The following is a 17,511-nucleotide window of genomic DNA, read 5'->3' as shown; positions in this document are numbered from 1 at the left end:
GACGAGGACGCGTGTCCGAGTACGCAGACTTCGACCTTGACCGCAGCACCGACGACTCCTGGGTCGAGTTCGAGGCCCGCCTCGCCGAGGTGGTGTCGATGATCGACGACACCGCCGACTTCACCCTGGGCTGCGTGGCCGTCGACGACGAGGCGGTGCCCTTCGTCCGCTTCCACAGCCTCGACCGCGACACCCTGCTCGCCGAGGCGGCCAGCAACGCCGGGGTGGGGGAGAAGTACCAGCTCGGGCCGGCCGAGCTGGAGCGGATGGCGGCGCTGGGCTGGCAGGACCCGGTGGCCGAGCCCGAGCACCCCGGGCAGCCGGTCACCGGCAACTTCTGGACCACCGGGGAGCAGGAGCGCTCCGCCGAGCTCGCCGCCCTGGCCGTGCGGACGCTGCGCAAGGTGTACGGCGTCCAGCACCCGGTCTTCCTGGCCCCCGACCAGCTGGCCGAGATCCTCACCCCGCAGGCCCAGCAGGAGGCGGCCAGCGAGTTCGACGCCGAGGACGTCGTCGCCGTCATCCCGGCCGGTGCGGAGCACCTCAAGGCCATGGTCGAGGCCGAGCTGACCGAGATGTTCGGCCACACCCCGCTGCACGACGCCGAGGGTGACATCGCCATCCGGGTCGGCTCGACGATGCTCTTCCTGCGGCTGGTCAACGAGGCCCGCGAGGTGCTGGTGTTCGCCTCGCTGGTGCACGAGGTGGAGGGCCGCTCCCGCGCGGTGGAGGTGCTCAACGACCTCAACTCCGACACCCGGATGGTGAAGTTCCAGCTGGTCCGCGACCGGGTCTTCGTCACCTGCACCGTGCCCGCGCACCCCTTCGTGCCCGCGCACCTGCACCAGGCGGTCACCCTGATGGCCGACGTCGCCGACGGCATCGACGACGAGCTGGCCGACAAGCTGCGCGGGCGCACCACCTTCGGTCCCGACGGCCTCTGATCCGCCGGGGCACCGGCCGCCGGCGGCACCCGCGAGCCTCTTCCTCGATCCGGCGCAGCGCGTCTAGGTTGACCCCATGAGCGCGCACAGCCCACGCCTCGCGCCACCACCGGACCTGCTCGCCGAGCAGCTGTCCCGGGTGGCCGACCAGCTGGCCGAGCAGACGGCGCTGCTGCGGCGGATCAGCCAGCAGCTCGACCGGCTCGGCGCTCCGGTGCCACCGGCGCCGTCCCCACTGCCACCCGTCGTCGCCGGCGCACCCGCCCCGACCGGCGTCCCGCAGCCCGCCCCGGGCCCCGTCGGCCCGACCGCCGTCGCGCCGGCACCGGGCCCGGCCGTCCCGGGCGGTCCCGGCCCGGCGCCCCGACCGCCCGCCCCGCAGGCGGCCGTCCCCTCGATCGATCCCGAGCACCCCGTCCGGGGAGTGCCCCGACCCCCGGCCCGGCCGGGTGCAGGAGGTCCGCGATGAACCGCACAGCCCGTGTCGTGGTCGGCGTCGACGGCTCCGACGACGGCCAGCGCGCCCTGGTCTACGCCTGCCGTGCGGCCCGCGCCCGCGAGGCCGAGCTGCTGGTGGCCCACGCCGTCGACGACGCCGTGCTGGCCGGCGCCTGGGGTGTGGTCTACGACCCGACGCTGCTGCAGCAGGCGGGGGAGACGATCGTGGCCGAGGCGGTCGAGTTCGCCCAGGGGATGGGCGTGCCGGCCGACCGGATCCGCTCCGAGGTCGTCATGGGCAACCCGTCGGGGGTGCTGAGCAAGCTCTCGGAGGAGGCCGACCTGGTGGTCGTGGGCCGGCGCTCGGTCCGCGGCCTGGAGCGGCTGTTCGTCGGCTCCACCAGCGTCGGCGTGGCCGCCAGCGCCACCTGCCCGGTGATCATGGTCTCGGCCGCCACCCACGTCGAGCACACCGGCTCCCTCGGCCGGATCGGGGTCGGCATCGAGCCCAACCCCAAGGCCTCCGTCGCGCTCACCCTCGCCTTCGAGGAGGCCGAGCGGCGGGGTGCGCACCTGGAGGTGGTGCACGCCTGGCAGCCGCCCACCGTCGGCCTGTTCGCCCGCAGCCCGCGCCCGGAGAAGCTGGAGGAGAGCCGCCGCGCCGACGCCGCCCGCGTGCACGAGCTGGTCGCGCCGCTGGCCGCCGCGCACCCCGGCGTCTCCTACAGCGTGACCGAGACGAACGCGCACCCGGTGGACCTGCTGGTGGAGCGCTCGGCCGAGCTCGACCTGCTCTGGCTCGGCGTGCACGAGGGCATGACGGTGGGCGCGGTGGTGCGCGGCGTGATGGCGCACAGCCGGTGCCCGGTCGCCCTGGTGCGCGTCTGCGCCGGCGACCGGAAGGACTGAGCCGGACGCCCTACTCGGCCGGCCGGGCCTCGTGGCCCGGCTCGCCGGGGGTGCGCTCGTCCTCCTTCATCTGCGCCTCGTAGAGGTGGCGCCGCCCGCCGGCCAGGGTGTCGCGGGCCTCCTTCTCCAGCTCGCGGAACAGCGACCAGTACCCGTCGTCGTAGTCCTCGACGATCTGGAAGGTCCAGCGGCCGGCGATGACGTTGCGCCCCACCAGCTCCCGGCGCAGCTTCTCCGCCAGCTCGGTGTGGCCGGCCCGCTCGAGCCCGTCCACCGCCCCCTGCAGACCGATGTCGGCCTTCCCGGTCAGCTGGTGGAAGCTGTAGAGGTGGCCCCGGGCCCGGTCGACGGTCTCCAGCGCCTCCGACAGCGCGCCGAGGGCCTCGATCGTCTGCTGGTCGAGCCCGGCAGGGGGCTGGTGGTCACGGTCACGTCCGTCGCTGCTCATGGCGCCATCCTCACCCGACCGGCCCGCGCACCCGCCACCGGGGTCGCCGGCGACGTCCACGGAGGGGGACGACCGGCGGGTGACGGCCCTCAGCCGGCGGGATAGAGGCAGAAGGGGTGGCCCTCGGGGTCGGCCAGCACCAGGTGGTCGTCGTGGTGGGCGAGCACCGAGGCCCCGAGCCCGACCAGCCGGTCCGCCTCGGCGGCGGTGTCGGCGGCGACCAGGTCGAGGTGCAGCCCGGGACCCCCCGCCGGCTCCCGGTCCTCGACACGCTGGCACCACAGCCGCGGGCCGCCGTCGGACGGCTCGACCAGCACGGTCGGGTCGTCCTCGGTGCTGGTGACACCGGTCGAGCGCAGCCGGGCCAGCTCGGCCTCGTCGTAGGGCGCGACGGCGTAGCCGTCCAGCGCGCCTGCCCAGAAGTGGGCCAGCCGGGCCGGGTGGACGGAGTCGAGGACGACGTCGCGCAGACGGGCCACACCGGCCATCATCGCCCGTCGCCGCCGAGGGCGCCACCGTCCCGGCGCTCCCGCCCCGGCGTCGGCGGCCCGCAGCCCCGCGCCGCGTGATCTAGGCTGGGTCGGCCATGTCCCGACCGCCCCGCCGACGCCCGCGCCGCACCGACGTCATCCCGCGGGAGCCGGCCCCGCTGCCCGAGGGCCTCTCGCTGGAGCTGCCGCCGGAGCTGCCGATCACCGCGATGGCGGGCGAGATCCGCGACGCGCTGGCCGACCACCAGGTGGTCGTGGTGGCCGGGGAGACCGGTTCGGGCAAGACCACGCAGCTGCCCAAGCTGTGCCTGGCGATGGGACGCCGTGCGATCGGGCACACCCAGCCCCGCCGGATCGCGGCCCGCAGCGTCGCCGAGCGGGTGGCCGAGGAGATGGGCACCGGGCTGGGCGAGGTGGTCGGCTACCAGGTGCGCTTCACCCGCCGGTCCTCCCAGGAGACCCGGCTGAAGGTGATGACCGACGGCATCCTGCTGGCCGAGATCGGCCACGACCGGATGCTGCGCCGCTACGACACGATCATCATCGACGAGGCCCACGAGCGCAGCCTCAACATCGACTTCCTGCTGGGCTTCCTCAAGCAGCTGCTGCCCAAGCGGCCCGACCTCAAGGTGGTCGTCACCTCCGCCACCATCGACACCGAGCGGTTCGCCGAGCACTTCGCCGACGCCGACGGCACCCCGGCGCCGGTCGTCGAGGTGTCGGGGCGCACCTACCCGGTGGAGGTGCGCTACCGCCCGCTGCGCGCCGAGGACCGCGACCCCGAGCCCGAGGACGAGGACGGGGAGGCCGCACCGAGCACGGGCGAGGACGACCAGGACCAGGTCGACGGCGTCGTCGCGGCGGTGCGCGAGCTGCAGGCCGAGAGCGACCTGACCGGCGGCGACATCCTCGTCTTCCTCTCCGGGGAGCGGGAGATCCGCGACACCGCCGACGCGCTGGAGGCCCTCGACCTGCCCCACACCGAGGTGCTGCCGCTGTACGCCCGGCTGTCGGCGGCCGAGCAGCACCGGGTCTTCGCCCCGCACACCGGACGCCGGGTGGTGCTGGCCACCAACGTGGCCGAGACCTCGCTGACCGTCCCCGGCATCCGCTACGTGGTCGACACCGGCACCGCGCGGATCTCGCGCTGGTCGGCCCGCAGCAAGGTGCAGCGGCTGCCGATCGAGCCGATCTCGCAGGCCTCGGCCAACCAGCGCGCCGGCCGCTGCGGCCGGGTCGCGCCCGGCATCTGCATCCGGCTCTACTCCGAGCGCGACCTCGCCGCCCGCCCGGAGTTCACCGAGCCGGAGATCCTGCGCACCAACCTCGCCTCGGTGATCCTGCAGATGGCCTCGGCCCGGCTCGGCGACATCACCGACTTCCCCTTCGTCGAGGCCCCGGTCGCCAGCCAGGTCGCCGACGGCGTCCGGCTGCTCACCGAGCTCGGGGCCATCGAGGAGGGCCGCGGCGAGGGCGTCCGGCTGACCCGGGTCGGCCAGCGGCTGGCCCGCCTGCCGCTGGACCCGCGGCTGGGCCGGATGCTGCTCGGCGCGGAGGACCGCGGCTGCCTGCGCGAGGTGCTGGTCATCGTCGCGGGGCTGTCCATCCAGGACCCCCGCGAGCGGCCTGCCGAGCACCGCGAGGCCGCCGACGCCCTGCACCGCCGGTTCTGGACGCCGACCGGGGCCGACGGCGCCGACGCCGGGGCGGGCGAGGACGAGCCCGACCCGGTGCGCTCGGACTTCCTGGCCTGGCTGCACCTGTGGAACTACCTGCGCCGCCGGCGCCAGGAGCTGTCGGGCAACGCGTTCCGCCGGATGTGCCGCGACGAGCACCTCAACTTCCTGCGCATCCGCGAGTGGCAGGACCTGCACGCCCAGCTGCGCGAGATCTGCGGCGAGCTGGGGATGACGCCCAACACCCCCGACGCCGGCCCCGAGGCGATCCACAGCGCCCTGCTCACCGGTCTGCTGTCGCAGATCGGGCTGCTGGACGTCAAGGAGGAGGAGCGCCGCGGCCGTCGCGCCGCCGCCCGCGGCCGGCGTCCGATGAAGGAGTACCTGGGCGCCCGCGGCGTGAAGTTCGCGATCAGCCCCGGCTCGGTGCTGAGCCGCCAGCCACCGCCGCTGGTGATGGCCGCCGAGCTGGTGGAGACCAGCCGGCTGTGGGCCCGCACCACCGCCCCGGTGACGGCCGAGCAGGTGGAGGAGGTCGGCGCGCACCTGGTCAAGCGGCACTACTCCGAGCCGCACTGGTCGGAGCGCTCGGCCAGCGTGATGGCCTACGAGCGGCTGACCCTGCTCGGGGTGCCGGTGGTGGCCCGCCGGCAGGTCTCCTACGGCCGCGTCGACCCGGTCGAGGCCCGCCGGATGTTCATCCAGGCCGCCCTGGTCGAGGGCCGCTGGCGCACCCGGCACCACTTCTTCGCCCGCAACGCCGCCGTCCGCGCCGAGGCCGAGCAGCTGGAGGAGCGGGCCCGCCGCCGCGACATCGTGGTGGACGACGAGACCATCGCCGCCTTCTACGACGCCCGGGTGCCCAGCGAGGTGGTCTCCGGCGCCCACTTCGACCGCTGGTGGCGCACCGCCCGGCAGGAGACCCCCGACCTGCTCGACCTGCGGCTGGAGGACCTGCTGCGCGGCAGCGGGGACGCCTCCACCTCCGACTTCCCCGACACCTGGGTGGTGGACGGCCACGAGCTCGCCGTCGACTACGTCTTCGACCCCGGGTCGGGACGCGACGGCGTCACCGTCACCATCCCGGTCGAGGTGCTCAACCAGGTGCCCGCCGCGCCGTTCAGCTGGCAGGTTCCGGGGCTGCGCGCCGAGCTCGCCACCGAGCTGGTGCGCGGGCTGCCCAAGCAGGTGCGGACCCGGTTCGTGCCCGCCCCCGACCACGCCCGCCGCGCGCTGCAGTGGCTCGGGGAACACCCCGAGACCGCCGACCTGGCCTTCCCCGAGGCGCTCGGACGGGCCCTGCTCGCGCTCACCGGCGAGCGGGTGCCGACCGACGCGTGGAACCCCGACGCCCTGCCGGCCCACCTGCGGGTCCGCTTCGAGATCAGCACCCCTGACGGCCCCCGGCCCGGTCGCGACCTGGACGAGCTGCGCCGCGAGCTCAGCCCCACCGTCGAGGCCACCCTCGACCGGGTCTCGGCCGAGGTGGTCCGCAGCGGGCAGACCCGCTGGACCTTCGGCACCATCGCGCCCGAGCTGCACCTGCAGCGGGGCGGGCACCGGGTGGTCGGCTACCCGGCGCTGACCGAGGAACGCACCGGGGACGGGGCCACCGTCGGGCTGGTGGTGACCGAGTCGCCCCGCCGGCAGGCCCAGCTGCACCCGCTCGGCCTGCGCCGCCTGGTCACCCTCAACACCCCCGACCCCACCCGCTGGGTCGTCTCCCACCTGGCCAATCCCGAGAAGCTGGCGCTGGGCCACAGCCCCTACCCGGCGGTGCCCGCGCTGCTGGCCGACGCCCGGCTGGCCTCGGTGGGCAGCCTGGTCGCCGAGGCCGGGGCGGAGGAGACCCGTACCGAGGACGCCTTCGCCCGGCTCTGCGACCGGGTCCGGGCCGACAACGCCGAGCGGATGCGCGAGGTCGTCTCGGTGGTCTCGCGGACGCTGGCCGCCGCGCAGGCGGTGGCGCGGCTGCTGGAGGCTCCGGCGACCCCGGCGCCCACCCGCGACGACGTCAGCGAGCAGGTGCAGAACCTGGTCTTCCCCGGCTTCGTCGCCGCCACCCGGTGGGACGCGCTGCGCCACCTGCCGCGCTACCTCACCGCCGCCGAGCAGCGGCTGCTGGCGGCCGCGACCGACCCCGCCCGCGACCAGCGCGCGGCCGAGGACGTCCTGGTCTGCGAGGACGCCTACGCCGAGCTCGTGGCCGCCCAGCCCGCCGGTCCGCTGAGCCCCGAGGTGGAGCGGATCGGCTGGCTGATCGAGGAGCTGCGGGTCGGGGTGTTCGCCCAGCGGCTGGGCACCGCGGAGACCGTCAGCCGGCGCCGCGTGCTCAAGGCCGTCGCCGCCGCCCGCGGCTGATCCGACGGCCCGCCCCGTCCGGGCGGGCGCTGGCCGTGCACCCGGCGGCGGCCCACTAGGCTGGGGCCCATGATGGACCCGCGTCTGCTGTACGAGCTGGATCCGGAGCTGTGGGAGCAGATGAGGGGCAAGCGGCCGGTGCTCATCCACCTGCTCGAGGGCTACGTGGACGCCGGCCAGACCGGTCGTGCGCTCAGCCGGCACCTGCGCGCCTCCAGCGAGCACCGGACCCTGGTCCGTTTCGACCACGACGCCCTGCACGACTACCGCAGCCGGCGTCCGGTGATCACCTTCGACACCAACACCTGGAAGTCGGCCACCAGCTTCGCCCTGGAGATCAGCGTCGGCACCGACGCGGCCGGGCAGGAGTACCTGCTGCTGCACGGCCCCGAACCCGACACCCAGTGGGAGCGGGCCGTCGCCGCCCTCAACCACCTGGTGCACGAGCTCGACGTGCGGATGGTCGTCACCGCCTCCGGCGCCCCCGTCGCGGTGCCGCACACCCGGCCCACCCTGGTCACCGGGCACTCCACCGACACCACCCTCATCACCGACAACCCGCGGATGATCGACCGGGTGGACGTGCCGGCCAGCTTCAGCTCCTACTGGGAGCTCGCGCTGGGCACCCACGACCGGCTCGCCCTCGGCTTCGCCGCGCTGGTGCCGCACTACCTGGCCCAGGCCACCTTCCACCAGGCGGTGGTGGCGGTGCTGGAGCGGATCAACCAGTTCACCGGGCTCTCGCTGCCGCTGGGCGACCTGCCCGAGCAGGTCGTCACCAACCTCGCCGACATCAACTCCGAGATGAACGGCTCGCAGGAGGTGCTCGAGGTGGTCGCCACCCTGGAGCAGCAGTACGACGCGATGCAGGCCCGCCCGGAGGAGTACCTGCCGAGCGCGGAGGAGCTGGGTGCGGAGTTCGAACGCTTCCTCGCCGACCGCGAGAAGGACGAGGAGTGAGGACGCCGGCGGGCGGGCGTGGGAGGACGCGCTGATGCCGTCCTCGGTGCAGGAGCTGGTGGCGCTGCTGGAGCTGGAGGAGATCGAGCAGACGCTGTGGCGGGGCAGCCAGCCGGCGACGCTGCTGCAGCGTGCCTTCGGCGGGCAGGTGCTGGCCCAGGCGCTGGTCGCGGCGCATCGCACCCTGCCCGGCGACGCCGACGTCTCGGTGCACTCGCTGCACGCCTACTTCCTGCGGCCCGGACGCACCGACGCCCCGATCATCTACGACGTCGAGGTGCTCCGTGACGGGCGCAGCTTCTCCACCCGGCGGGTGCTGGCCCGCCAGGGCGGGGCGGTGATCTTCACCGTCTCGGCCTCCTTCCACCTCGCCGAGCCGGGGCTGGAGCACCAGGACCCGGCACCCGAGGACGTCCCGCCACCGGAGCGCTGCCCGCTGCTCAGCGAGGCGATGGAGAGCCTCAGCGGGCGCCGGGCCTCGATGTGGCAGGCCGAGTGGGGGGCGCTGGAGGTCCGCTACGCCGGTGACTCGCGCCCCGGCGGGGTGCTCTCACCCGAGCGGCACCCGGCCCGGGCCCGGGTCTGGATCCGGGTGGCCGGTGAGCTGGCCGACGACCCGGTGCTGCACCAGGCCGCGCTGGCCTACGCCTCCGACCTCACCCTGCTCGCGGTCAGCGTGGTGCCGCACCCGGTGCTCTTCGGCGGCCCGGGCCTGCAGGCGGCCTCGCTCGACCACTCGATGTGGTTCCACCGCCCGTTCCGGGCCGACCGCTGGCTGCTCTACGACCAGGTCTCGCCCTCGGCCCGCAGCTCGCTCGGTCTGAGCACCGGACGACTGTTCCAGGACGGTGCGCTCGTGGCCACCGTCGCGCAGGAGGGCTTGATCCGGGTCGTCGACCCGCCGGCCTGAGCCGGGACGCGGACGGGCCCGCCCGGAGGATCTCCGGACGGGCCCGTCCCTGCGCTCGGGGCGGCTGGCCTCAGGCGGCGAGGCTGCCGTGGCGGCGCAGCACCGCGATCGCGTTGCGCTCGATCTGGCGCACCCGCTCGGCGGTGATGCCCCAGACGGCGCCGATGTCGGCCAGCTTGGCCTGGCGGCCGTCGAGCAGACCGTAGCGGCGGCGCACCACGTCGGCGGAGCGGTCGTCGAGGTGGGAGAGCATGCCCTCCAGCCGTGCGGACTCCTCGGCGTCGATGACCACCTCGTCCGGGCCGGGCATCGGCTCGCGGGCGATGAGGTCACCCAGCGCGGTGTCGCCACCCTCCTCGACCGGTGCGTCGAGCGAGACGTGCTCGCGGCCGTAGCGCATGAGGTCGATGACCCGGTCGGGCTCGACCCCCATCTCGTCGGCGATCTCGACCACGTCGGGCTCGCGGCCCAGCCGGCGCTCCAGGGTGCGGCGCACGGCACCGACCTGGTTGACCTGCTCGGCGACGTGCACCGGCAGCCGGACGATCCGGCCCTGCTGGGCGACGCCGCGGCTGATCGACTGCCGCACCCACCAGGTGGCGTAGGTGGAGAACTTGAAGCCCTTGGTGTAGTCGAACTTCTCCACCGCGCGGATCAGCCCGGTGTTGCCCTCCTGCACCAGGTCCAGCAGCGGCATCTGGGCCCGGCCGTACTTGCGGGCCACCGACACCACCAGGCGGAGGTTGGCGGTGACGAAGCGCTGCTGGGCGGCCTGGCCCTCGGCGGCGATCGTCTCCAGCTCCTCGCGGGTGGCCTTGCGGTAGCCCCGGGGGCGGTCCTTGGCCTTGACGGTGCCGTCGAGCAGCTTCTCCGCGTACAGCCCGACCTCGATGGCCCGGGCCAGCTCGACCTCCTCGGCCGCGGTCAGCAGCGGAGTCTTGGCGATGCCGTCCAGGTACAGCCCGACCGCGTCCTTGCCGTCGATCCCGTCGTTGCTGCGGATTCGGCTCTGTGCGTTCGTGCTCACGTGTGGTGCCCCTTTCGTCGTGACACCCCTACAACGCGCGAGGTGCGCGATGTGTTTCCTGGATCGCCCTGAGGGGCCCCTGATCCGGGGGAGGGGCCTGCGGGGTGACCGGGAGACCGGACGGGTGCGACCGTGGTCGTATACCCCTCCGGCGCCCCGGGCTCACACGCCGGGTGTGCCGGTCCCGGTGACCTGGTCGATCAGCCAGGCCTGCTCGAAGGCGGTCTGGCGCCAGGCGTTGTAGCGGCCGGAGACCCCGCCGTGCCCGGCGACCATCTCGGTGCGCAGCAGCACCGGACGGTCGGCGCGGGCCGGTCGTGCCGCCCGCAGCCGGGCGACCCACTTGGCCGGCTCGACGTAGTGCACGCGGGTGTCGTTGAGGCTGGTGGTGGCCAGCACCGCCGGGTACTCGGGTGCCTCCTCGGCCCCGGGCACGTTCTCGTAGGGGGCGTAGGAGGCCATGTAGTCGTACACCTCCGGGTCGGCCAGCGGGTTGCCCCACTCCTCCCACTCGATCACCGTCAGCGGCAGCTCGGGGTCGAGGATGGTGGTGAGCGGGTCGACGAAGGGCACCGCCGCGTGCACCGCCCGGAACACCTGCGGGGCGAGGTTGACCGCCGCACCGATGAGCAACCCGCCGGCGCTGCCGCCCTCGGCCGCCAGCCGGTCGTGGCTGGTCCAGCCCTCGGCCACCAGGTGCTCCGCGCAGGCGACGAAGTCGCTGAAGGTGTTCTTCTTGGCCAGCATCTTGCCGTCGTCGTACCAGCGCCGGCCCAGCTCGCCGCCGCCGCGGACGTGGGCGATGGCGTAGACGAACCCGCGGTCCAGCAGCGAGAGCCGCGCGATCGAGAAGCCGGGGTCCATCGGGATCTCGTAGGAGCCGTAGCCGTAGAGCAGGCAGGGGGCGCTGCCGTCGGCGACCACGTCGGCCCGGTGCACCAGTGAGATCGGCACCCGCGTGCCGTCGGGGGCGGTGGCCCACAGCCGGCGCTGCACGAGGTCCTCGCTGCGGTAGGGCCCGTGCACCGGGTGGTCCAGCACGGGGGCGCGCTTGAGCAGCCGGCGCTCCCCGGTGGCGACGTCGGCCTCGAACACCGAGCTCGGGGTCACCAGCGAGGTGAAGGAGAACCGGAAGCGGGTGCTGCGGTAGTCGGGGTCGCCGAGGTTGGCCACGGTGTAGAGCGGCTCGTCGAAGGTGAGATCCGCACCGGTGCCCAGCGAGCCGTCCGGCCCGCGCGGGATCACGTGCAGCCCGCTGAGCCCGTCGCGGCGCAGCGACACCAGCACGTGGCCGGCGTAGGCGTCCACGTCGACGATCCGGACGCCGGGCGTGTGCGGCAGCACCGGACGCCAGTCCTCGGGGGAGCTGGCCGTCAGCGGCGCCTCGGCCAGCTCGGAGTCCGGGGCGTCGAGGTTGTGCACGACGAGCAGCCGGTCCCCGGCCACCTCGACGTGGTACTCCAGCCCCTCCCGGCGCGGGCTGACCAGCCGCGGCGTCCCCTCGGGGTCGTCGACCGGCAGCAGCCGGTACTCCGAGGTCAGCCGGCTGCCGGTGCCGACCAGCAACCACTGCTCGTCGCGGCTGGTGTCGACGCCGAGCCAGAACCGCTCGTCCTCCTCGGTCAGCACCAGGACGTCCTGCTCGGCCGGCTCACCCAGCCGGTGGCGGAACAGCTGGTGCGGACGCCAGGCGGCGTCGGCGCGGGTGTAGAAGAGGTGCTCCCCGCCGAGCCAGACCGCCCCGGCGGCGGTGTCGGGGATGACGTCGGGGAGCCGCTCACCGGTCTCCAGGTCGACCACGTGCAGGGTGTAGCGCTCGTCGCCGGTGACGTCGGTGCCGAAGAGCAGCCGGCGTCCGTCGGGGGAGAGGGCGAAGGTGCCGAGGGAGAAGAACTCCTGCCCCGCGGCCTCGGCGTTGCCGTCGAGCACCACCTGCTCGCCCGGGAACCCGTCGGCACCGGCGGTGGCCGGGTCGGGCGGGGTGTCGGGGTCGGTCACCGGGAGGCGGCACTGCAGCGGGTACTCCCGGCCCTCCACGGTGCGGCTGTAGTACCAGAACCGGCTCACCTCCTCCTCGCCGACGCGGTGGCGCACCAGGGTCGGCACGCTGAGGTCGGTCTGGCGGGTGCGGGCGGCGATGTCGTCGAACAGGCTCTGCCGCAGCCCCTCCAGCGACGCCGTCTGCTGCTCGGTCCAGGCGTTCTCGGCCTCGAGGTGGGCGGTCGTCGCCGGGTCGTCCTTGGCCCGCAGCCACTCGTAGTCGTCGACGAAGACCCGGCCGTGGTGCTCGCGCCGGACCGGCCGGACGGCGGCCCGCGGCGGCTCGGTGGGCGGGGTGGGGGAGGAGGACGGCACCGGGCTCGACATGCTCCCCACCCTAGGGGCCCGAAGAGTCGCCCCTCAGCCGGTCGCCGCCGGCAGCCGCCGCACCGTGAGCACCTGCTCGGCCCGGCCGACCGGGCCGTGCCGGTCGTGCAGCACCGAGGAGGTGAGCCCCAGACCGGTGGGGCCGACCACCTGCTCGGTGTCGAGCCCCAGCCGGTCCCCGGTGGGGAGGCGGTGCAGGTGCACGGTCAGGTCGGTGTTGGGGAACATCCAGCGCCGCGGGTCGACCCGGCAGCCGAGCCCGTTGGCGGCGTCGACCAGACCCATCAGCCGGGCCAGGTCGGCCACCTCCTCGTCGGCGACCAGCGCCGGACGGGCCCGCAGCCAGGCCCGGTTGCGGCCCTCACCGGGGGCGCGCTCGGCGCGCACGTCGAGGCTGGCGATGAACCCGCCGGGCCAGTACCGGCTCGGGTCGGCCGGCGGCAGCTCCTGCGGGGCGGGCAGCGGCGCGCCCGCGCCACCGGCCACCTCGGCGGTGTCGACCGTCGCCAGCCGCCACACCCGGGCCCGCACCACCGGACGTCCGGCGACCTCGGCGTCCGCGCCGACCAGCTCGATGGTGCGGCCCGGGCGCAGGGTGCGCACCGTGACCGTCGTCTCCAGCGCCGGGATCAGCCCGAGGATCTCGAAGGTCAGCCGGGCCGGCTGCAGCTCCGGGCCGGGCTCGTGCTGCAGCACGGCGGAGGTGAGCAGCCCGGTCAGCGCCGCCATGTGCTGCTCGCCCGGCTGCCAGGCACCCTGGGCGCGCAGGGTCGGGCGGAACGTCGTCGGTCCGGTCCGCCGGTAGTAGGCGGGGGCGTCCGCCTCGAGGGTGGCGGGATCGGGCAGTCCTCGGTCGCTCACGGGCTGCCACTGTAGGCCCGCGCGACGGGTCGGGAGCGCTCGGGAGGGTCGCGTGGCACCACGGTGGCCGGTGCGTGAGGATGGGCGCCATGGGTGCTGACGTCGAAGCCCGGGAGTACAGCCGCGAGGACCGCCGGCGCTACCGCGACAAGGTCAACCTCGACCTCCAGGTGCTCCGCCGGATGCTCGCCGACGGCCGGATCGTCGACGCCGACACCCAGGCCGGACTGGAGGTCGAGTTCTACCTGGCCGACGACGCCGGCGAGCCGGTGATGGGCAACGAGGCGGTGCTGCGGGCCATCGACGACGACGCGTCCTTCCAGACCGAGCTGGGCCAGTTCAACGTCGAGGTCAACCTGCCGCCCCAGCCGCTGCGCCAGGGCGGTCTGCGTGCCTTCGAGGAGCACGCCCGCGAGCGGCTCCAGCACGCCGACCGGCGGGCCCGCGAGGTGGGGGCGCAGCTGGTGATGATCGGCATCCTGCCCACCCTGCGGCCCGAGCACGTGCGGGCGGAGCGGATCTCGGCCAACCCCCGCTACTCGCTGCTGGACGCCCAGATCCTCGGCGCCCGCGGGGAGGACCTGGTGATCGACATCGAGGGCCCGACCGAGCGGCTGCAGCTGGAGTCGGACACGATCATGCCCGAGGCGGCCTGCACCTCCACGCAGGTGCACCTGCAGATCGACCCGGCCCAGTTCGGGGCGGTGTGGAACGCCGCCCAGGCCGTCACCGGCGTCCAGGTCGCGCTCGGGGCGAACGCGCCGTTCCTCTTCGGACGCCGGCTGATGGCGGAGAACCGGATCCCGCTGTTCACCCAGAGCACCGACACCCGCGGGGAGGACCTCAAGGCGCAGGGGGTGCGGCCGCGGGTCTGGTTCGGCGAGCGGTGGGTGGACTCGATCTTCGACCTGTTCGAGGAGAACGCCCGCTACTACTCCGCCCTGCTGCCCGAGTGCACCGAGGAGGACCCGGAGGCCGAGCTGGCGGCCGGGCGGGTGCCGCGGCTGGCCGAGCTCTGCCTGCACAACGGGACGATCTACCGCTGGAACCGCCCGATCTACGACGTCAGCGGCGAGTCGGCCCACATCCGGGTGGAGAACCGGGTGCTGCCGGCCGGGCCGACGGTGGTCGACACCATCGCCAACGCCGCCTTCTTCGCCGGTGTGGTCCGCGGGCTGGCCGACGAGCCACGGCCCGTGTGGCGCGAGATGAGCTTCCTGGCCGCCCGGGACAACCTCGACACGGCCGTCCGCGACGGCTTGTCGGCGGTCGTCTACTGGCCGGGGGCGGGCCAGGTGCGGGTGGCCGAGCTGGTGCTGCGGCGGCTGCTGCCGGTGGCCCGGGCCGGTCTGGTCAGCCAGGGGGTCAGCGAGGCCGAGATCGACCGCTACCTCTCGGTGATCGAGCACCGGTGCCTGCTCGGCCGCAACGGGGCCACGTGGCAGACTGCCAACGTCGCGGCGCGGGAAGCCCGCGGCGAGACCCGGGAGCAGGCGCTGTCGGGGATGCTCGTCGACTACATCGAGCAGATGCACGTGGGGGATCCGGTCCACGCCTGGGAGGGGAGCTGAATGGCCATCGCGGTGGGTTTCACCAGCAAGCCCGAGGGGGTGGCGGCGCTCGAGACGGCGATCGAGGAGGCGCGGCTGCGCGACCTCGGGATCATCGCGGTCGTGCCGGACGAGGCGGACCTGCAGGTCGCCCAGCAGCGGCTGGCCGCCACCGGGGTCGCCCACGAGGTCCGGCCGTGCGAGGAGCTGCAGCCGCTGGCCGACGCGCTGCTCGAGCTGGCCGAGACGAGCGCGGTGGAGTTCATCGTCATCGGTCTGCGCCGCCGGACGCCGGTCGGCAAGCTGCTGCTCGGCAGCAACGCCCAGCGGATCCTGCTGGACGCCCCGTGCCCGGTGGTGGCGGTCAAGGCGGCACCGCACCCACCCGCCGACGGCGGCTGAGACGTCCATCACGCGGGAGGGCCGTCTCCCCGCCCGGACCGGGGTGACACGCCGGAAGGGGGCCCCGGTTGGGGTAGTTTGGTCCGACGTGCCAGACTTCTGGCCAGCGGTGGTTGACAACAACCCTGCCACCGCGCGCCCTCACAACTGTAGGAACCAGCGCACCACCGTAGGAACCAGCGCCGAGAGGTTTTCGTGACGCCATCACACGAACGCACGTCCCCGTCCCTGCCGGCCGCCACCGCGCGAGCGAGTCAGGTGACCACGACGGCCGACCAGGGTCAGGCGACGACGCCGGCCGGGCGCACCACCACCCGCAAGACCGCCGCCGCCAAGGCGCCCGTCAAGAAGGCGGGCGGCCGCAAGCCGGCGGCGAAGAAGCCGGCGGCCCGCAAGACGCCGGCCGAGGGTGCCGAGCCCACCACCTCCGAGGTGGTCCTGCAGGCCGGTGTGGACGTCGAGGTGGAGCTGGACGGCGAGCACGTGAAGCTCACCGTCGCCGGGAAGAAGCGCTCTCTGGACGACGTCGACGAGTCGACCTTCAAGCCCGAGCAGGAGGCCGGCCTGGAGAAGGAGCTGGTCGAGGACCAGGGCTTCTCGCTGTCCGACACCGACGACGCCGACGAGCCCGAGCAGCAGGTGATGGCCGCCGGGGCCACCGCCGACCCGGTCAAGGACTACCTCAAGCAGATCGGCAAGGTCGCCCTGCTGAACGCCGAGCAGGAGGTCGAGCTCGCCAAGCGGATCGAGGCCGGTCTGTTCGCCGACGAGCAGGTCAACTCCTCCGACAAGGCGATCTCGGGCGACCTGCTGGACGACCTCAGCTGGATCATCGAGGACGGCCGGCGGGCCAAGAACCACCTGCTCGAGGCCAACCTGCGCCTCGTGGTCAGCCTGGCCAAGCGCTACACCGGCCGCGGCATGCTCTTCCTCGACCTCATCCAGGAGGGCAACCTCGGTCTGATCCGCGCGGTCGAGAAGTTCGACTACACCAAGGGCTACAAGTTCTCCACCTACGCCACCTGGTGGATCAAGCAGGCGATCACCCGCGCCATGGCCGACCAGGCCCGCACCATCCGGATCCCGGTGCACATGGTCGAGGTCATCAACAAGCTGGCCCGCGTTCAGCGCCAGATGCTGCAGGACCTCGGCCGCGAGCCCACGCCGGAGGAGCTGGCCAAGGAGCTCGACATGACCCCGGAGAAGGTCGTGGAGGTCCAGAAGTACGGCCGTGAGCCGATCTCGCTGCACACCCCGCTGGGTGAGGACGGCGACTCGGAGTTCGGTGACCTGATCGAGGACTCCGAGGCGGTCGTCCCGGCCGACGCCGTGTCGTTCACCCTGCTCCAGGAGCAGCTGCACGACGTGCTGGACACCCTCAGCGAGCGCGAGGCCGGGGTGGTCTCGATGCGCTTCGGCCTGACCGACGGCCAGCCCAAGACGCTGGACGAGATCGGCAAGGTCTACGGCGTCACCCGCGAGCGGATCCGCCAGATCGAGTCCAAGACGATGTCGAAGCTGCGTCACCCGAGCCGTTCGCAGGTGCTGCGCGACTACCTCGACTGAGCATCCCGCACCGCACACGCGCGAGGACCCGCTGCCTGATGGCAGCGGGTCCTCGTGCGTCCGGGGTCAGCCGAAGCGCTCGGCCCACCCGGTGGGCGGTCCGAGCCACAGCAGGACGGCCGTCGCGACGGCCACCAGGACCACGACGACGACCATGCTGCGTACCGGGTGGTCCAGCACCGCCAGCCGCAACCCCTCCAGCCGACCCTCGCCGCGCTCACGCCGCCAGCCGCCGTCCAGCAGCCCCCGGCGCAGCAGCAGCCGGTCGTGCGGCCAGGCCGCCCACGGCACGACCGCGGAGAGCAGGCCGAGCAGCGTGGTCAGCGGGCGCCAGCGCTGGTTCCAGGCGACCAGCACCGTCACCGCGGCGTAGCCGAGGAAGACCACCCCGTGCACCAGACCGCCGCCCCGCACACCCCACTCGGTGACCCCGGTGTACTTGAGCACCATCCCGAGGACGAGCAGCGTCCAGGTCACCATCTCCGCCAGCGCGAAGGTGCGGTGCAGGTCGGCCGGGGTGGCGGCGAGCCCGCTCCGGCGTGAGGTCGGGGCGGGCGGCACGGTGTCGGTGTCGGTCACGGCGTCAGGGTAGGGGAGCGAG

The 17,511-nt window shown here is 74.0% G+C and carries 15 protein-coding genes; 9 read left to right on the top strand and 6 right to left on the bottom strand.

The annotated features are described in order from the left end of the window. The first annotated feature begins 11 nt into the window (after window positions 1-11). The 3 genes from DT076_RS02865 (at window position 12) to DT076_RS02855 (ending at window position 2,291) form a co-directional block, all read left to right on the top strand. Window positions 12-944: a T3SS (YopN, CesT) and YbjN peptide-binding chaperone 1 gene (locus DT076_RS02865; RefSeq protein ID WP_233493586.1), complete on the top strand. Its 933-nt coding sequence runs from the start codon at window positions 12-14 to the stop codon at window positions 942-944. A gap of 76 nt (window positions 945-1,020) precedes the next feature. Continuing rightward, window positions 1,021-1,413 carry a hypothetical protein gene (locus DT076_RS02860; protein WP_114125079.1) on the top strand — a complete coding sequence of 131 codons (393 nt, stop codon included), beginning with the start codon at window positions 1,021-1,023 and terminating at the stop codon, window positions 1,411-1,413. Continuing rightward, window positions 1,410-2,291 (top strand): universal stress protein, encoded by an 882-nt coding sequence (locus DT076_RS02855; RefSeq protein WP_114125078.1) that lies wholly within the window; start codon window positions 1,410-1,412, stop codon window positions 2,289-2,291. The genes DT076_RS02860 and DT076_RS02855 overlap by 4 nt, the downstream gene beginning before the upstream one ends. 10 nt (window positions 2,292-2,301) lie before the next feature. Here the strand turns inward: DT076_RS02855 and DT076_RS02850 are convergent, their stop codons facing one another. Beyond that, the gene (locus DT076_RS02850) at window positions 2,302-2,739 is read right to left on the bottom strand and encodes a hypothetical protein (protein ID WP_114125077.1); all 438 of its coding nucleotides are present in this window, start codon (window positions 2,737-2,739) and stop codon (window positions 2,302-2,304) included. A gap of 89 nt (window positions 2,740-2,828) precedes the next feature. After that, window positions 2,829-3,218, bottom strand: a complete 390-nt coding sequence (locus tag DT076_RS02845) for a VOC family protein (protein ID WP_114125249.1) — start codon at window positions 3,216-3,218, stop codon at window positions 2,829-2,831. Window positions 3,219-3,325: 107 nt separating this feature from the next. Between DT076_RS02845 and hrpA the strand changes: the two genes are divergently transcribed. The 3 genes from hrpA to DT076_RS02830 all read left to right on the top strand — a co-directional run bounded on the left by hrpA (window position 3,326) and on the right by DT076_RS02830 (window position 9,137). Next, window positions 3,326-7,267: an ATP-dependent RNA helicase HrpA gene (hrpA, locus tag DT076_RS02840; protein ID WP_114125076.1), complete on the top strand. Its 3,942-nt coding sequence runs from the start codon at window positions 3,326-3,328 to the stop codon at window positions 7,265-7,267. A gap of 69 nt (window positions 7,268-7,336) precedes the next feature. Continuing rightward, window positions 7,337-8,227, top strand: coding sequence for a PAC2 family protein (locus tag DT076_RS02835; RefSeq protein ID WP_114125075.1), 891 nt, complete (start codon window positions 7,337-7,339; stop codon window positions 8,225-8,227). A 34-nt stretch (window positions 8,228-8,261) separates the two neighbouring features. Continuing rightward, complete coding sequence (locus DT076_RS02830) at window positions 8,262-9,137, top strand: acyl-CoA thioesterase (protein ID WP_114125074.1); 876 nt, start codon at window positions 8,262-8,264, stop codon at window positions 9,135-9,137. A gap of 70 nt (window positions 9,138-9,207) precedes the next feature. Here the strand turns inward: DT076_RS02830 and DT076_RS02825 are convergent, their stop codons facing one another. The 3 genes from DT076_RS02825 to DT076_RS02815 form a co-directional block, all read right to left on the bottom strand. Continuing rightward, window positions 9,208-10,164 carry a sigma-70 family RNA polymerase sigma factor gene (locus DT076_RS02825; protein WP_114125073.1) on the bottom strand — a complete coding sequence of 319 codons (957 nt, stop codon included), beginning with the start codon at window positions 10,162-10,164 and terminating at the stop codon, window positions 9,208-9,210. A gap of 162 nt (window positions 10,165-10,326) precedes the next feature. Beyond that, window positions 10,327-12,531 (bottom strand): S9 family peptidase, encoded by a 2,205-nt coding sequence (locus DT076_RS02820; RefSeq protein WP_114125072.1) that lies wholly within the window; start codon window positions 12,529-12,531, stop codon window positions 10,327-10,329. 33 nt (window positions 12,532-12,564) lie between these two features. Next, entirely contained in the window at window positions 12,565-13,392 is an 828-nt protein-coding gene (locus DT076_RS02815; RefSeq protein WP_114125071.1) for a thioesterase family protein, read from the bottom strand. Window positions 13,393-13,481: 89 nt separating this feature from the next. Here DT076_RS02815 and DT076_RS02810 point away from each other — a divergent pair, with 89 nt between their 5' ends. The 3 genes from DT076_RS02810 (at window position 13,482) to DT076_RS02800 (ending at window position 16,910) form a co-directional block, all read left to right on the top strand. Continuing rightward, complete coding sequence (locus DT076_RS02810; RefSeq protein ID WP_114125070.1) at window positions 13,482-14,963, top strand: glutamate-cysteine ligase family protein; 1,482 nt, start codon at window positions 13,482-13,484, stop codon at window positions 14,961-14,963. Beyond that, complete coding sequence (locus DT076_RS02805; RefSeq protein WP_114125069.1) at window positions 14,964-15,344, top strand: universal stress protein; 381 nt, start codon at window positions 14,964-14,966, stop codon at window positions 15,342-15,344. It abuts the gene before it with no gap. A 195-nt stretch (window positions 15,345-15,539) separates the two neighbouring features. Then, window positions 15,540-16,910 carry an RNA polymerase sigma factor gene (locus DT076_RS02800; RefSeq protein WP_114125068.1) on the top strand — a complete coding sequence of 457 codons (1,371 nt, stop codon included), beginning with the start codon at window positions 15,540-15,542 and terminating at the stop codon, window positions 16,908-16,910. A gap of 66 nt (window positions 16,911-16,976) precedes the next feature. Here DT076_RS02800 and DT076_RS02795 read toward each other — a convergent pair whose 3' ends face one another. Further along, window positions 16,977-17,489 carry a DUF3817 domain-containing protein gene (locus tag DT076_RS02795; RefSeq protein ID WP_199538899.1) on the bottom strand — a complete coding sequence of 171 codons (513 nt, stop codon included), beginning with the start codon at window positions 17,487-17,489 and terminating at the stop codon, window positions 16,977-16,979. Window positions 17,490-17,511: the final 22 nt, after the last annotated feature.

The organism is Desertihabitans brevis (genome assembly GCF_003327535.1).
Lineage (GTDB): Bacteria > Actinomycetota > Actinomycetes > Propionibacteriales > Propionibacteriaceae > Desertihabitans > Desertihabitans brevis.
The sequence above is the reverse complement of the archived record's forward strand: the minus strand, read 5'-3'. Positions and strand labels throughout refer to the sequence as shown.

Coding starts and splice junctions, on each gene's coding strand:
- DT076_RS02860 (WP_114125079.1), top strand. CDS start 1,021: ATGAGCGCGCACAGCCCACGCCTCGCGCCACCACCGGACCTGCTCGCC.
- DT076_RS02855 (WP_114125078.1), top strand. CDS start 1,410: ATGAACCGCACAGCCCGTGTCGTGGTCGGCGTCGACGGCTCCGACGAC.
- DT076_RS02850 (WP_114125077.1), bottom strand. CDS start 2,739: ATGAGCAGCGACGGACGTGACCGTGACCACCAGCCCCCTGCCGGGCTC.
- hrpA (WP_114125076.1), top strand. CDS start 3,326: ATGTCCCGACCGCCCCGCCGACGCCCGCGCCGCACCGACGTCATCCCG.
- DT076_RS02835 (WP_114125075.1), top strand. CDS start 7,337: ATGATGGACCCGCGTCTGCTGTACGAGCTGGATCCGGAGCTGTGGGAG.
- DT076_RS02830 (WP_114125074.1), top strand. CDS start 8,262: ATGCCGTCCTCGGTGCAGGAGCTGGTGGCGCTGCTGGAGCTGGAGGAG.
- DT076_RS02820 (WP_114125072.1), bottom strand. CDS start 12,531: ATGTCGAGCCCGGTGCCGTCCTCCTCCCCCACCCCGCCCACCGAGCCG.
- DT076_RS02810 (WP_114125070.1), top strand. CDS start 13,482: ATGGGTGCTGACGTCGAAGCCCGGGAGTACAGCCGCGAGGACCGCCGG.
- DT076_RS02805 (WP_114125069.1), top strand. CDS start 14,964: ATGGCCATCGCGGTGGGTTTCACCAGCAAGCCCGAGGGGGTGGCGGCG.